This is a genomic window from Paenibacillus terrae (assembly GCF_000943545.1).
In the GTDB taxonomy this organism is placed as follows: domain Bacteria; phylum Bacillota; class Bacilli; order Paenibacillales; family Paenibacillaceae; genus Paenibacillus; species Paenibacillus terrae_A.
This window is the reverse complement of sequence record NZ_JTHP01000099.1, coordinates 1-13,684: the sequence shown is the minus strand read 5'-3', so window position 1 is coordinate 13,684 and position 13,684 is coordinate 1. Positions and strand designations below refer to the sequence as shown.

The window sequence follows — 13,684 nt, the reverse complement described above, 5'->3', positions numbered from 1 at the left end:
GAGCGCTCCAGACCTTTCATCGGCCTGGAGCGCTCTTGTTTGTTGTATAGTCGTTATCCTTATCTCTTAAAATTAAATCAGAAGCTATTGTACATCCGCAGGCTGTGTACCAACGACTCCCCAAACATGTCCGTCTACTTTATAATCGCCACCACGCCATTGAAGTGTGTAATCTCCAGAACGCATACCAGATGAGTAGCCTTCATCTGTGCTTCTCCAAATACATGTGTCATGAGGAGCGATTGCTAAAGAAGTAATGTATACTTTGTTCGAATTGTCGTGTGTTAAACTTACTTTGACTGTATGGTCAGAATAGTTCTTCATACGGAGTTTGACATGTCCATGCCCTTTAGGGATATCAAAGGAGGTTGCTGCGGTAGCACCTCCGGTTATTCCGACATTAATAGCATCTATTCCCCTTTGAGTCGTTACTTTGGCAGAATCAGTTCCTGACACACCCCATGCTGTGACATGCACAATATCGCCGCCAGCTCTCCATTGTATTTCATAATTTCCTGAGCGCAGCCCTTGTGAAAAAGAACTTACACTATCCCAGAGCAATTTTTTATGAGCGCCAATAGTTTTAACAATATATTGTTTTCTACTGTCTGTATGCACCAGGCTAAAAGTAATAGTTGAATCACCTCTATTTTTAGCAAAAATTTTAAGATGCCCGTATCCAGGATCTAATACAAAACGTGATACTGGGTCCTTTTTGTCGAAAATGTCATCAAAAACATCTCTTGATTTTTGAGGAGTTATGACATGGTCACTAATAGTGGATTTACCAGCATTTTTGGTCGCAGTACTGGATGTATTTACAGAATCAGTTACATCTGAACTTGCAAAGATCGCACTCGGCACGACACCCCCCCCCAACAAACTAATAGATAAGGCTGATGAAAAAAATATTTTTTCTTTTTCACAAGTTATCATTCTCCTTTAAATTATACGTGAGTTATAAGCGAACCAAGGAAAGCTTGCAGTATAAGTATATGTGTCTGTAGTCGTCGTCCTTATATCTCTTAAAATTAATTCGAACCTATTGGACGTCCGCAGAACTTGAACCGCAAATCCCATCGGATTCCGCATCAACATTATAATTGCCACCACACCATTGAAGGGTGTAGTTTCCCGAACGCAAATCGCTCTTGAAACCATCGTTATAACTTCTCCAATCAAACGGAGCTTTTTTTAGTACAAAACTTTATGGCTTGGTTTAATTAAAGTTCATCTGGGTTAGTGGCTGATATAGCCCGTGCTGAGGCGTCTACATAGGCTCCGCCAGCACGCCACTGTATTTCATAGTTTCCTGAGCGCATTCCGCCTGAAAACGAATCCATGCTATACCAATTAATTGTATCACCAGCACCCACATACTTGGTAAAATAATCTTTCCCACTGTCGACATGCTTTAAGGTAAGAGTAAGCGTCGTCTTGCTGTTGTTTTCTACACGAATCTTAACATGACCATATCCAGGAGTTATGGAGAACTCTGTTAAAGGCGACTTGCCGTCAAGGTTCACATTAAAAAGATCTTTTGTTCTAAAAAGACTCACTCCGTCATGATTACCAGGTGTTTTTACCTCATTTTTGGTTGCGTAAGTCAATGTACTTGCAGAATCAGTTACACCTGAATCCGCAAAGATCGCATTAGGTACGGCAATGAATCCCCCTATTATTCCTAAAGCCAAGGCTGGAACAATAAAATGCTTTTTCTTCAAAGATAATTCCTCCCTATCAAATGGTAATAGATTTCCTATCAATATTTACATGAAATTCCCAAAAAAATGTTATACATATTTAGGCAAGTTTGTGATTGAATTGCGTTATCTTTGCTTTTATACAATCATTAACGTATTACTTGGTTGACATATGTCCAAAACCCTGCAGCCTTCAGCGCCGAGTAGCCTTCCGTGTGTCAGAAGAAAATAAAATTCTAGACTGAAAAATAGCAAGTCATCCTCAATTAATGGAAAGAGCCGCAACATTGTACCATAACGGTATCGCTCAATTTATTCTACCTTCTGGTGGTACGCCCCCTCATGTAGAAACAACCGAATGATGAGTTTCTTAAAAATGTCGGGGGAGCGTTAGGAGTACCTTCAGAATCATTACTTAAAGAAGAAAAACCACTAATACCTTTGAAAATGTACGTTTCTCCTTGGAAGTGTTACAGCAACAAGGAATTCACCTAAAAAAGGTTGTTTTAGTTCATTCAAATGATTAAACTAACGGTTAACAGTAGGTTCAAGTAATTGATGAGACGAAGAGGGGGAAACCGAAATGAAGACGATCAAGTGCATGATGGACCACCTGTACTGGGCGGACGGACGCATCTTGGACGCGCTCGAGGAGAGTGAGACGAAGAACAAGGACCTTCTGAAGCTGGTTCGGCACGTCGCGGTCGCGGAACGAGTCTGGCTGTCCCGAGTGCAGGGCAAGGGCAGCGCGCAATATTCGTTATGGGAGGAAGCGGAAGACCTGACGGCGATCCGGACGATGTTCGAAGAAAACGCCGAGCAATATCGCGTCTATATCGAAGGGCTCGAGGAATCCGAGTTGGACGAGATGATCGCCTATGCGAACCAGAGCGGGGTTCCATTCCGAACGTCCGTCCGGGACATCCTGTCGCAGGTCCTCTTGCATGGGCAATATCACCGGGGACAGATCAACCGGGCACTTCGAATCGAATCGGCAGAGCCTATTCAAGTCGATTACATCACGTTCGCGAGGCTCTAATAGGGCCTAATAATCACCATTACTCGGAATGGGATTGGCATTGAACGACGGGTACGATAGCTCAACAAATTGCTTTTACCATCTAAGAGCAACATGCTAATATATGTTTGTCCTTCCCCATCATGAGTGAATCTATGGCGTGTACCTTTATCGGCGCAATTGGTGACATAGAGAGAGCGTTTCTCAAAATACTTAGAATTCAAAAAGTACTAATACGTATGATAGAAAAAAATCACAGCCCCTATTAATTGTAATTCCTATCAACATAATATTTGTTTGTCATAAACCAAGCCTTTCCTTTTTGCGTGTCGACCATACCTTTCTTTTGATCTAAAAACACAATATTATTACATTTCTCGCATGACCATTTAAGTCTTTTATAAGGTGACTCTTTTATGTAGGAAGCTCCGCATTTACATGTAACCTGAATTAATGTTTTATGCTGCCTGTATGCGGCTGACAATGAATCAAGTGCCATATTGGCATGAGTAGGCTGTACGGCTGATACATGTTCTCTTTGCTCAGAATATTCATTATGCACCTTAAAATCTGCCACCAACTTAGGATTCAATCCAAAGTATTCTTTTCCTACGTTCGTTATAAAAGTAGTCCCGATGCGATATGATTCCATCCACACCTGTATTTGCTGGCTCGTAAGTGGTATTGATCCTTTTATGCCACTAATCATTGTATAGGTCATGATATGTTGTTGGTTTGGGGTCATTTCGATTTATCACCTTTTCATAGATTTCAACAAATAATATAACTACTCGTGCTGTTGAATAACAACCGTATATGTCACTTTCCCTGCTGCTTTTTTACTAAATGCTTTACCATTGATTCTAACTCATATTTCTATTTTCCCGTCTCTGCTTTTACAAGTTTAATGTAGCATTTCCTACACATTTCTCTATACCATTTTTTTGGATTTACATTTTTTCATTCTGCACCGATTCGGAAATGCTAACATCTCTGAAGCCCTTTTATATGGCATAGTATGGACTTGTTTTTGAAATATGGGGAGTAACATGACCATATTTTTATAACATTTTGTACAATATTCAGCTTCTTCATGGTTAGAAGTAATAATTCCATTATAATATTTATTTTTACACTTGAATATTCCATGGTGTTATCGCCTTTGAATGATTTTTTATTTTGATTGCTTTATGGATATGTTTTACTATCTTATAATACAGGAAATAGGGACAATATCCTACATTTTTCGTACGAGGTTAGTTTATAATTACGTCTTATTGCTCGATCACTTACAACTAGATCAATATGAAAAAGATATTTAGACTGTCTTCCTCAAAAGGATTCTTACTATAAGTGTCGAATAAAGATTTAAAGGATAGCCTTGATGCTGGAAGGAGATTTATACATGTATTCAGATAATGACGAACTATTCCCCCTCTCTGATAGACATAAGATTATGGCAAACAAAGAGGGAATATTGCCGAATGTTCTCTATTTTCAAGCTACTGATATGCCACAAATTTGGCTATGGGCAGACTGGATTCAGTCTGATCTAACAAATGATGAACGATATGCAGTGCCAGAACTAAAAATCTTCACTCTATCAAATGAAGATGCTAAGTTGCTAATTCGAAATAAAGTACAGTTCCACTTAAAAGAACATAATATCCAAAATACTAATCTGGTTCATTTGTTATTTTGTATTCGGGACGTTTGGCCTAATCCATTTATAGTAGAGTCACTGATAAATCCAAGTGAAAGCAACCATAAATCCTTTGTTAAGGCACTTGCTACAAGCCCTATGCTACTTCTGAACGTTTATCAAAAGGGAATACATAAAGAATCACGGTACATTGAAAATCCAGTAAGAGTAACTGCTGCAACCGCACTTCAAAAATTTAACTTGATACCTGAACAGTCTATTGCTGCTTTCATAGAGGCCAAAACAGCGCTTCAAAATAAGATGGAACTCAATCATCGTAATTTTGAATGGACTGATCCGATGCAAGCTACCATTGCAACTGGTATTAAATCTCCAAAAGCACCTGAAAGGAAACTGCGTAAAAGTATGGAGGGGCTTGGCCATATGGTTCAGAGTCGCCCATACCCGAATTTGCCTGAAGACTTAAAAGAATATCATTTTTGGATTGCTGATGTTGGACACTCCATAATGTGCATTCCAACAGTTCTCTGGGATGTAGCTGCGAAATCTACATTGGATGACATGGAAGTTGCAGCCCCAGTAAAGTACCTAATAGTAAACGGATACACGATAAAAGACGGGTATGTTACCATAGATGCGCCATACGATCCTGTCCTTGGTTTGGATATAGATGACGAATATTACGAATATTAAAAATTAAGAGCTTCTTATCAGGATGCTCAGCAGGTCGAGAGCCCTAGGTCATTTTAAGTCCTGGGGCTCTTTATATGTTCTGGCCTATGTATAATCGCACCGAGGGGTTAATCCCGGCTTCTAGGCGATCCACCTGGATGGTCTCTTCTTAATGCTCTTTGACGGTACCTCATCTGCTCCCTGACGTTTAGAAGTCCTCTTAAGATCAATAGCGAAGCTACAATGGAGCTCCTTGGCGACCATTGTAGCTTCGCTATTAGTAAAATCTAAGCAACCCTCTTATCTAATTCAATCTGTAACATTTCCAACAACAATAATATATTTTAGTGGGTTGTACTGATAATTATTTGAAGAGCTGGTTGACGAAAGATCTATGTTGTTCCAAGTGCGTTTAAAAATTGCCCCTTTTTGAACTGCGGGTCGATCTCTATCCTGTTTGTCATACTGGTAACTTATATCTGTAATGAAAGTAGGTCGGAGGTCTTCGCTACCTATTTTCAAGTCCTTTCCAGAAATATTCCGAGCCTCTACTGTTATTTTTGCAATTCTCGGATTGCTATCAGCTGTCGGCAAGGTGAGCTCATATGATAACGGCCGAATTTTATTAGTGTTAATATCTGTACTTAAGGGAATGGGATTCAAATCGTACCCCCCTTCTAAATAAGAGATCACTTTGCTCTTCTTAAATTTTGTGTCTGTAATCGTTAACAATTGGTCTTCCCAGCTGCCTTTAATATTTAAGCCGTCAAGTAACACCTTAGCCGGAATGAAGACTTGTTTTTCCTTTAACACGGGGACCGTATCAATTTTCGTGTTATTTCCATTGTACTTTACATTGTTAGAGTTAATTGTAACTTCAACGTTTTTGTTTTCCCAAGAAACTGTCGATTTTTTATTGACTGCATCGTAATCGACCTTTGCTCCCAGCAACTCGCTTACTGCACGTAATGGGATCATAAAACGTTGTTGTTTGTCGATGTAAGGAACATCTGGTGATGTGTACAAGATATAATATTGATTGATTTTAAGTATAACCGGGGACTTGATAACAGTCACGTTTCCTTTTGCGTCAGCGTTGCTTATGCTTAACGAAAATAATAATACGGTTAAAATTGAAAATAAAGAAATATTCTTTAATAATTTCATATCATACACTCCTCCACTCATTTGTAATGATCCAATTAGATTACGCTAAAAAATACAAAAAGTTGCGAATATAGGAAAAAGAACGCATCAAAGGAAATATCCTTTTTGCGTTCTCTTTTCAAGAGATGACTTGTTAAATGTCTATATTGTCCGTTTCTTCACCAGCATTGACGTAATTAACTCTTACAACATCAGTTGTATAAGAGCAGGTGCCACTCGCGTTGGTGTCTGAGGCAGTCCAAGTATGGTAGTTTGTAGAGCTATTTCCAATCAGGCTACTATACCAGCGTGCATTATGAATATAAGAACCAGTGTGAAAATTTTGCGGTTTTTGGCCAATTGTAGTTAGGCGTTTTAAAATATTTCCACCGCCAGGGACAAAACCTTTGGCTGACCGGCCGAAAGTTACCGTTGTATTTTTGTTGGTAGTATAATCATTCCCACTAATAGTAAGTGCAATATTATTGGATGAAGGAATTGAAAACTTCATGTTTACGTTTTGTTTGCTTTTAAACCGCTGGTCGTATCCTAGAGGGTCACCATCGACACTAATCAACATGCCCCAATTATCATACAAAGTACTGTGAAGCAATCCGGCATCCACACCCCCACCGTTAGCTCCCTGCCCTCCCACATAAACATATCCTGCATCGCCGTTATAGTCAGAAGTTCCCTTTGTATTATGGTCTCGGATCTCCGAACCTCCAGGTAAATAGACATAATGAGACTGCCATGAGTAATTAGCTTGGGAGGTTACTCTTCTATAGGGACCAGTGCTACCTGTACACGGATGTTGTGTAGCCTGAGTACCAATCTCTTCTTCTACTTTTGAAGTTGCCGTACAAGTAGTATCTTTATAAACACTGTTGCTAACAGAATTTTTATTATTTTCTTGCGTAAATTGATCGCCGTGAAGAACAATTTGGCTTGGTTTGCTATCATCGACCGGTAAAGCAAAACTTTCTTTGCCATCAGGAGTTTCGAATATATTCTCAGAGGTCTTTTTGTATTTGATCACTTTTTGGAGTAATTTAGGTTTGTTAGCAAGCAATTTTCCGTTTTCATCTTCATAGATAACATTCTCACGGGCATCTGGTTCTAAATTCACCATAAAGTTAAGGAGATTATTCCGTTCGTGCCCTTGAACAGTCGCATCTATAAAAATATCGGAATGGGATGTAGTTGCCTGGGATTCAGCAAATACATTTGAAAAAGACGAAAGGACTAAAACAGATGCTAATGAACTTACCATCAATACTTTTTTCATTTTCATAACTTTCCTCCTATAGAATATGAATTTGTAATTAAGCTTTAAGCATGATCCTTAGAGAACTGAATACAAAACAATCATGGGAACTCCTGTGCTTTTTCCTTATGTAATTTTTAATCCCTTGATCCTAATGAATCAGCGTTCTTTCTACTGGCCAATAGAGGCACCATGCTATAAATGGGATTCGAATCCTATTTAATATGTATTATAGATTTATTTATATCTTATGTCATTAACAACATAGATAGGTTTTTTCCATTAAGATACATTTTTTTTTACACTTCTAGGAATGCGTACTGAAAGTATATTCAACTGAAAATCTGCATTGTTTAAGGGAATTTGCTCGATTAAATGTATTAGATATTGCTACAAACGAACGAAATACATCATTTTATTTAACTTTAATTTCATAGAGCACAAATCAATCACTCTACATTGTCGATAGGGTGTGTCATTTAAAAAATCCTCACTTAGGTTGAACAGATTGTTATTTTAAATAGAATCTTTTTTGACTTAAAGCGGTAACAGCTCATTGTTAAATTTAAATTCCACATTAAGACATTCATAAGTTTTTTTAGGTATAATAACGCATATTTCAAAAACGTTGATATAATTATCACAAAATTTCATAGAAGGAGATGTCTTATGAACAAATCGGTGCTGGTTAGGTACATAGATAGCTTAGGAAGAATTGGAATCCCGGCAGGGATAAGAGAAAGACTAAATATTACTAATGGTGATTCTGTGGAAGTTATTTTTGAGGAAGGGTCCATTATGATACAGCGTTATACTGGCGAAACATGTTTGATTTGTAGGGAGACTGAAGATATTTCTCCTTTTAAGAACTTTTTTATATGTGCAAAGTGTAAGCATGAATTAACAGCAAATTCGACATCAGATAAATCTCTTACAGACAACAATACTAAAGTATAACTTCATGGGCTACTCGTGAAAAAGCTAATCGCTTATTCTTTAGTAGGAATCTTAAATTAATGAAAAAGACCAGCTGAAAGACGCTGGTCTTAGTTTGAATCAATGAAACCTTATCCATTACCGTGTTGAATCATAGGTTTAAAGATGGGCCCTTGTGGCTGTGTAGAAACGAAAAACACTAAAGCAAAGCTAACCGCCAAACATAATAGAGCGATCTTTTTTTTCATTTTTGTGCACCCCTTTGATAATTTCTTGGTAGATTGCAATGATTTCAGAGGAAGCCATATCTCTGGAACTTTCGAACAATCCTACACACATTATTATATATGATTTATTATTCGTAGATGCAGATTTTTCCAAGCAATTTATCAAAAAATCGTAAGCTTTAGAATATTTCTCTTGATTCAAGTAATAGTCCGCTAATTCATAAAACAGATAAATAATATATTCCAATACCAGATTATCCGTATATGTCCCTACAGCGATCTGCTGGATTATAAAAGAATGTATTTCAGATTCAAACCTTTGAAGTATTTGATCCACATTTAATCCGAAACGATTTGCTGCATCCATGATGTTCACCAAGGCAGGAAGAATCTCATCTTCATTATTTTGGATATAGGCAAGATAATCAGGGAGGATCTCAATATCTCCGGACAAAAGTTTGTTCCCGTAAGTATTAGCTTCAGCCCATTCTTTAAAAAGGTTCATCCAATATAAAGTTTGTTCATCGGTTTCTTTCACCCAGCTTAAGTCTGCGTAAGCATAAGTACACTGTAAAGCTTTCTTATAATCCCCCCGTGCTTCAAAAACTCCTGCCATAAGTAGATTAGAATAAGCCAAGTAAAAAAATAGCGGCCTATTGGGTGATGCCAGTGTCTCCTGCTCGTTTCTCTCTTGACGTTTGATTTGATATTGGATTCTGGCCTTATGTTCCAATTTATGCACGACTTCCTCAACTTTATACCATCGTCGTAATGAACGATATGTATTCGCCAAATCCTTTAAAGCATCCAATTGATCCATTTCATTTAGACGTTCTACGTAAGGCTCAAATTGATTAGCAGCCTGATAGTTTTGCTGCTGATTTTCTCCCTGTTTTATCAAGAAAATACGATACTGGCACATAGCCAGTCTTTTAGAATGTTGGTTTCTTTCATTTTCCGCTACGGCTTCATATAGCAATGCAGCTCCTTCAAACTTACCATTTTTAAACAAAACCTCAGCTATTCCAAATAAGGAAGAAGAGTAATTTAATTTATCTTTAAACCTTTTTACAACCTTTTTAAATAAATCCAAACTATCGAGTTCAACGCTATTGTGCAAAATAGAACTTATTCTAGTCCAATTAGGCTTGAAGTCCACTAAGTATTCTTCAAAATATCGTTCATAAAAATGTCCTTTGGGAAGTTCCATTACTGAAGTAATTCGATCTAATTCATCTATGGAAAGAGTACGGTTTCCGCTAAGAATCGCACTCACGGTTCCAGGGTTTAGCTGTGTGGATCTTGCGAGTTGAGCCATATTGTATCCGTTTTGTATCATGAGATTTTCTAATTCTGTGCGTATCGTGGTTGCATTATTCAAGATAGCTTCCCCCTTTACGTTAACATGAGTTATCGAACGTGATACCAACCTATAATTCAAAAAAATTTAACAATCTTATAATAAAAAATCTTCCTAAAACATAATACCTTTTTTTGTAATAATTATATAATATAAGGTAAAATTTTACGGTTATATATCAGGACTTATACTTCTCCATCTCAAGGCAATACCCCATTGCGCTAAAAACACAACGGGGTATTGTACAATACAATCGTCGGAATTTAAGGAAAATAAGCTATTAGACTCAGACTGGTGTTCTTCTTTCGGCTGGTCTATTTGATTCTTCATTAATCTCTATGATACGTTTTTCATAATCAGGGTCATCTTTATCAAGGATCGCCAACCCTTCACCACACCCACACCTCGTAATCCACATGACCTCAGAGCCACATATAATACAGGGTGATGGGGTAACTTCTTCATCGAAATCTTTCATATTATTATACAGTCTGTACATTGAAGTAAATTCATTTTTGACTTCACGATCAGTCTTATCAGCCCAAACTATAATTGATCCTTGACCGAATTTTTGCGCCAGCCATTTTACACGTTCTTTACGATTTGAAGGGATTTTTATATTTGTTGTTGTCTCCAATCAAAAGCTTTTTTCCTAACACCTGATGATTTTATATCTAAAAAAAAATGTATCATGTCAACCTAATACTATATTTTCTCTAGAACAATCAGCTAATTCATTATTCATACTCTTATAAGTAAAGTCGTTTAAGTCTTTTTTAAACCACCAGTTTTTCACCATTACAACATCTTCTTTGATGCCGGACCAACAGAGCTTTGTGCCCTTGTCTTTGCGTACAGATACCATCTTTTCCCTTCTTATAAAACGTCACATTCATAACTCCCCTTGTCAGCCCAAGCATTGCCCACCCCTGCGCCTCCCTCGTCTTCGCCATCCTCCTAATGGATGACTATCATCTGCCCTTCAACAACTTCGATCTCTCTAACGTCCTTCAATATTAATTCCCCCTCGATTTTCAAACAACTTTTTTCTTAACATAGAACGAACTTGCTGTATAGAACAGGGGTCTGTATTCCTGTTTATAAACAACTCTGAATCCATTTTAATATTTAAAACGCTTCAGTCATATGTGGTTCCATAGTGTTTCGATGTTTCTTTAAAGCAGTAGGATTTGATCAATATATCGCTCTATTAGAGATTTCGGTGATACCAAATAATCTTTGGTGAAGATGGATTGTCTTCCCAAAAAGCAACATCAATCAAATTGCCAGCATTAAGATTTAATGCATGAACATCAACCTCATTTAAATTAATTCGATAAGGAGCATCGTTCCAGTTAATGTTTATCCGTTTGTTATTCCCAGCTTTTTTAAAAGGTTCATGTTGCTCGACATACCAACTATTTTCGTTTTTCTCTAGAATGCAATAATTAAATTGAATACGTTCATGCTGTATAAGAGATACCTTCTCTACAATGTCAAAATCGTAATAAGTCTGTTCATTTTGTGTATAGCTTTTTATGAGCTTTAGCTTATCACCATGCTCGATATTTTTTTCCCGGACAATTCGTTCAGGAATGAATGCACCCTTTGGAGGCAAATTAGGTACTATTCCCCCTTTGAGATTTCGTTTGAATACATAGGTAATTTTATTGTCTTTTTTATCTATGTCTTTGTATAAAGTAGACTGATCTTCTATTATTGAGTTTGTTATGTCAACTAACTCAGGTAAAGTAGCTGAAGGATCTTCATTCACTTCGGTTCCAAGATGGGTCGGTGGAACAAATTCAATATTTTGTAACTCTGGAGTTGTTAGAGATATATCCGAATAGTTCAAGGGTCCCTCCCATACTAGTTTTGTTTTTTCCATTAACGTGTAGTGAAGAAGTAACTTATCAATTTGATTACGCAATTTCCAGATATCTGCAGATGACTTTATAACATAAATATCATTAACGCTTTCTTTAAAGGTGTCCCAAAGTTCTGTGCCCTCACCAAGCAGTAATTTTAAACGTTGTTCAAGAAGAGCCTGATAATTTTTGTGAATAGTCGAAAACACAGCTTTTTTTAATTTTGAAAAGACCAATATTTTATCTTCATTCGTTGTATTATCAGGAGACCAATAAGGATTCTCGTTTAAGTCAATAAGGTCTTCCCAGTAGTTATTCATGTAATTTTCAAGAATATCATCCCAGCTCTCATTGTTCCATATACGTTGAATATCACTCAACCCATTCTGTATGTAATTTATGTACCTGGAGAATGTACTGCTGGAGATTAGTTCACTAATTTTTATTGCGGTTTCATCAAAACGTTTCATTGTATTACTCCTTTCAGTTATAAGGTTGCTTTTATTGACAAGCAACTAAATCAATTATATGGCTACATAGAATAAAAGAAAAATTTCTGTCGTTTTTTAATTACAATTAAAAGAGCTAAATCCATATTAATTGTTTAGCTCAAACTAATTTTCAAATCAGTGAGTGTTGTCAGTCAAATTCGACTAAAACATCAGCTTTGTAACGCTCACGATTACGTTCCGAATAATATAGGCAAAGAAGTTCTAGCTGTATATGCAGCACCTGCAATTACTTCAAATGAAGAGCTTATTAAAGCATATTTTGATAAGAAAATCATAGAAAGCTCGAATTTCAGAAAAGCACTGGATCTTAAATTATCATATAAATACCTATACTAAGGCTGAAACACATTCGTATACATTTAGTAGCTGAACTGCTTGAAAATTTTGATTTTCATCATTTACTTAACTCAATTAATGTAAACAGAAAAGATACTACTGAATATAGTAATAATAGAGAATTCATTTTAAATTTTACCAAAAGCTTAGAAAAAGTAATCTTAGAAGATAAAATATACTCGCCAGCATAAATCACCTCTTCAGTTAATTATTTGAGGATATCTAAACCAAAAAATCTGGCCATTCGTTCTTCTTGCCTTTGCTTAAGGTTCATGTCACGAATAGGCGTCGGAACAAAATTCTCTGGATTCTCAAACAAATCGAATCGCTTTTGAAGTTCTCGCGTGTAACCTTCTGTATTTAACTGTCTTAGGCATGCTCTTAGTGAATCTCGAATATAATCACTCCATGGAATAAACATATCGGTTCGGGAACTAAAAGTAAATGTGGTAACTTGATAACATCCTGGATTTTTCGCGGACTTCGATAAAATGGCACGAATTTTTTTGTTATTATGTTTATAAAAATAATGAATAAATAAAGGCTCCCATTTCTGTGTTTTGTAAAATTGAATCGGTTTCATAAGATTCTCTCCTTCGGTATAAGGTAACAAAAAAGCCCCTAAAGAAATGCGATGGAGTTCCATCAGCAAACCTTAAGAGGCATTTTCTCATAATAAAAGTCCATGAGTCTCATGACTAGGACAAACTTAAAAGTAAAGTTAAGTTAAGTTAACTTTACTCATTATACCACTCATTTTGAGTATTTGATAATTGCATATAGATTATATTTGAATATAGATAATCTGATTTGGTTGTCTGTGATCGGAAGATATTCTTTATTGGAATCTATGATTTTAACAGTATTCACGTATTCTTGGAACCGTAAACCTTACTAGCTCTACCTTAATGAGTAGTCATTAAGCACATTATGAAGGTCCCTCCCTTAATCTATTAACATTCAAGATCATCTTTCT

At 36.7% G+C, this 13,684-nt stretch carries 13 protein-coding genes; 3 read left to right on the top strand and 10 right to left on the bottom strand.

Annotated elements, in window-relative coordinates; translation table 11 throughout:
- Positions 1–84 precede the first annotated feature (84 nt).
- Complete coding sequence (locus QD47_RS27010) at positions 85–936, bottom strand: hypothetical protein (protein WP_044649025.1); 852 nt, start codon at positions 934–936, stop codon at positions 85–87.
- Between the two features lie 287 nt (positions 937–1,223).
- Positions 1,224–1,724, bottom strand: coding sequence for a hypothetical protein (locus QD47_RS27005; protein ID WP_044649024.1), 501 nt, complete (start codon positions 1,722–1,724; stop codon positions 1,224–1,226).
- A 562-nt stretch (positions 1,725–2,286) separates the two neighbouring features.
- On the opposite strand from QD47_RS27005, the gene QD47_RS27000 reads away from it, so the two are divergent.
- Positions 2,287–2,742: a DinB family protein gene (locus QD47_RS27000; protein WP_044649023.1), complete on the top strand. Its 456-nt coding sequence runs from the start codon at positions 2,287–2,289 to the stop codon at positions 2,740–2,742.
- A 244-nt stretch (positions 2,743–2,986) separates the two neighbouring features.
- Here the strand turns inward: QD47_RS27000 and QD47_RS26995 are convergent, their stop codons facing one another.
- Positions 2,987–3,466 (bottom strand): hypothetical protein, encoded by a 480-nt coding sequence (locus QD47_RS26995; protein ID WP_044649022.1) that lies wholly within the window; start codon positions 3,464–3,466, stop codon positions 2,987–2,989.
- Positions 3,467–4,126: 660 nt separating this feature from the next.
- Between QD47_RS26995 and QD47_RS26990 the strand changes: the two genes are divergently transcribed.
- Positions 4,127–5,077, top strand: coding sequence for a hypothetical protein (locus QD47_RS26990; protein WP_044649021.1), 951 nt, complete (start codon positions 4,127–4,129; stop codon positions 5,075–5,077).
- 288 nt (positions 5,078–5,365) lie between these two features.
- Here QD47_RS26990 and QD47_RS26985 read toward each other — a convergent pair whose 3' ends face one another.
- On the bottom strand, positions 5,366–6,223 hold the full coding sequence (locus QD47_RS26985; RefSeq protein WP_044649020.1) for a stalk domain-containing protein: 858 nt from the start codon (positions 6,221–6,223) through the stop codon (positions 5,366–5,368).
- Between the two features lie 133 nt (positions 6,224–6,356).
- Positions 6,357–7,496, bottom strand: coding sequence for a hypothetical protein (locus QD47_RS26980; RefSeq protein ID WP_044649019.1), 1,140 nt, complete (start codon positions 7,494–7,496; stop codon positions 6,357–6,359).
- A gap of 642 nt (positions 7,497–8,138) precedes the next feature.
- Between QD47_RS26980 and QD47_RS26975 the strand changes: the two genes are divergently transcribed.
- Positions 8,139–8,426, top strand: coding sequence for an AbrB/MazE/SpoVT family DNA-binding domain-containing protein (locus QD47_RS26975; RefSeq protein WP_044649018.1), 288 nt, complete (start codon positions 8,139–8,141; stop codon positions 8,424–8,426).
- A gap of 189 nt (positions 8,427–8,615) precedes the next feature.
- On the opposite strand, the gene QD47_RS26970 is transcribed toward QD47_RS26975, so the two are convergent.
- The 5 genes from QD47_RS26970 to QD47_RS26955 all read right to left on the bottom strand — a co-directional run bounded on the left by QD47_RS26970 (position 8,616) and on the right by QD47_RS26955 (position 13,291).
- Entirely contained in the window at positions 8,616–10,013 is a 1,398-nt protein-coding gene (locus QD47_RS26970; RefSeq protein WP_044649017.1) for a helix-turn-helix domain-containing protein, read from the bottom strand.
- A 265-nt stretch (positions 10,014–10,278) separates the two neighbouring features.
- Positions 10,279–10,629 carry a hypothetical protein gene (locus QD47_RS26965; RefSeq protein WP_044649016.1) on the bottom strand — a complete coding sequence of 117 codons (351 nt, stop codon included), beginning with the start codon at positions 10,627–10,629 and terminating at the stop codon, positions 10,279–10,281.
- A 57-nt stretch (positions 10,630–10,686) separates the two neighbouring features.
- Complete coding sequence (locus QD47_RS32285; RefSeq protein WP_161797210.1) at positions 10,687–10,857, bottom strand: hypothetical protein; 171 nt, start codon at positions 10,855–10,857, stop codon at positions 10,687–10,689.
- A gap of 345 nt (positions 10,858–11,202) precedes the next feature.
- The gene (locus QD47_RS26960) at positions 11,203–12,330 is read right to left on the bottom strand and encodes a hypothetical protein (protein ID WP_044649015.1); all 1,128 of its coding nucleotides are present in this window, start codon (positions 12,328–12,330) and stop codon (positions 11,203–11,205) included.
- A 586-nt stretch (positions 12,331–12,916) separates the two neighbouring features.
- Positions 12,917–13,291, bottom strand: a complete 375-nt coding sequence (locus tag QD47_RS26955; protein ID WP_044649014.1) for a hypothetical protein — start codon at positions 13,289–13,291, stop codon at positions 12,917–12,919.
- Between the last annotated feature and the right edge of the window lie 393 nt (positions 13,292–13,684).

What these genes read in the sequence shown, in the direction of transcription:
- QD47_RS26990 (WP_044649021.1), top strand. Translation starts at nt 4,127, where the DNA reads ATGTATTCAGATAATGACGAACTATTCCCCCTCTCTGATAGACATAAG.
- QD47_RS26985 (WP_044649020.1), bottom strand. Translation starts at nt 6,223, where the DNA reads ATGAAATTATTAAAGAATATTTCTTTATTTTCAATTTTAACCGTATTA.
- QD47_RS26955 (WP_044649014.1), bottom strand. Translation starts at nt 13,291, where the DNA reads ATGAAACCGATTCAATTTTACAAAACACAGAAATGGGAGCCTTTATTT.
- QD47_RS26975 (WP_044649018.1), top strand. Translation starts at nt 8,139, where the DNA reads ATGAACAAATCGGTGCTGGTTAGGTACATAGATAGCTTAGGAAGAATT.
- QD47_RS27000 (WP_044649023.1), top strand. Translation starts at nt 2,287, where the DNA reads ATGAAGACGATCAAGTGCATGATGGACCACCTGTACTGGGCGGACGGA.
- QD47_RS26995 (WP_044649022.1), bottom strand. Translation starts at nt 3,466, where the DNA reads ATGACCCCAAACCAACAACATATCATGACCTATACAATGATTAGTGGC.
- QD47_RS32285 (WP_161797210.1), bottom strand. Translation starts at nt 10,857, where the DNA reads ATGGTATCTGTACGCAAAGACAAGGGCACAAAGCTCTGTTGGTCCGGC.
- QD47_RS26980 (WP_044649019.1), bottom strand. Translation starts at nt 7,496, where the DNA reads ATGAAAATGAAAAAAGTATTGATGGTAAGTTCATTAGCATCTGTTTTA.
- QD47_RS27010 (WP_044649025.1), bottom strand. Translation starts at nt 936, where the DNA reads ATGATAACTTGTGAAAAAGAAAAAATATTTTTTTCATCAGCCTTATCT.
- QD47_RS26960 (WP_044649015.1), bottom strand. Translation starts at nt 12,330, where the DNA reads ATGAAACGTTTTGATGAAACCGCAATAAAAATTAGTGAACTAATCTCC.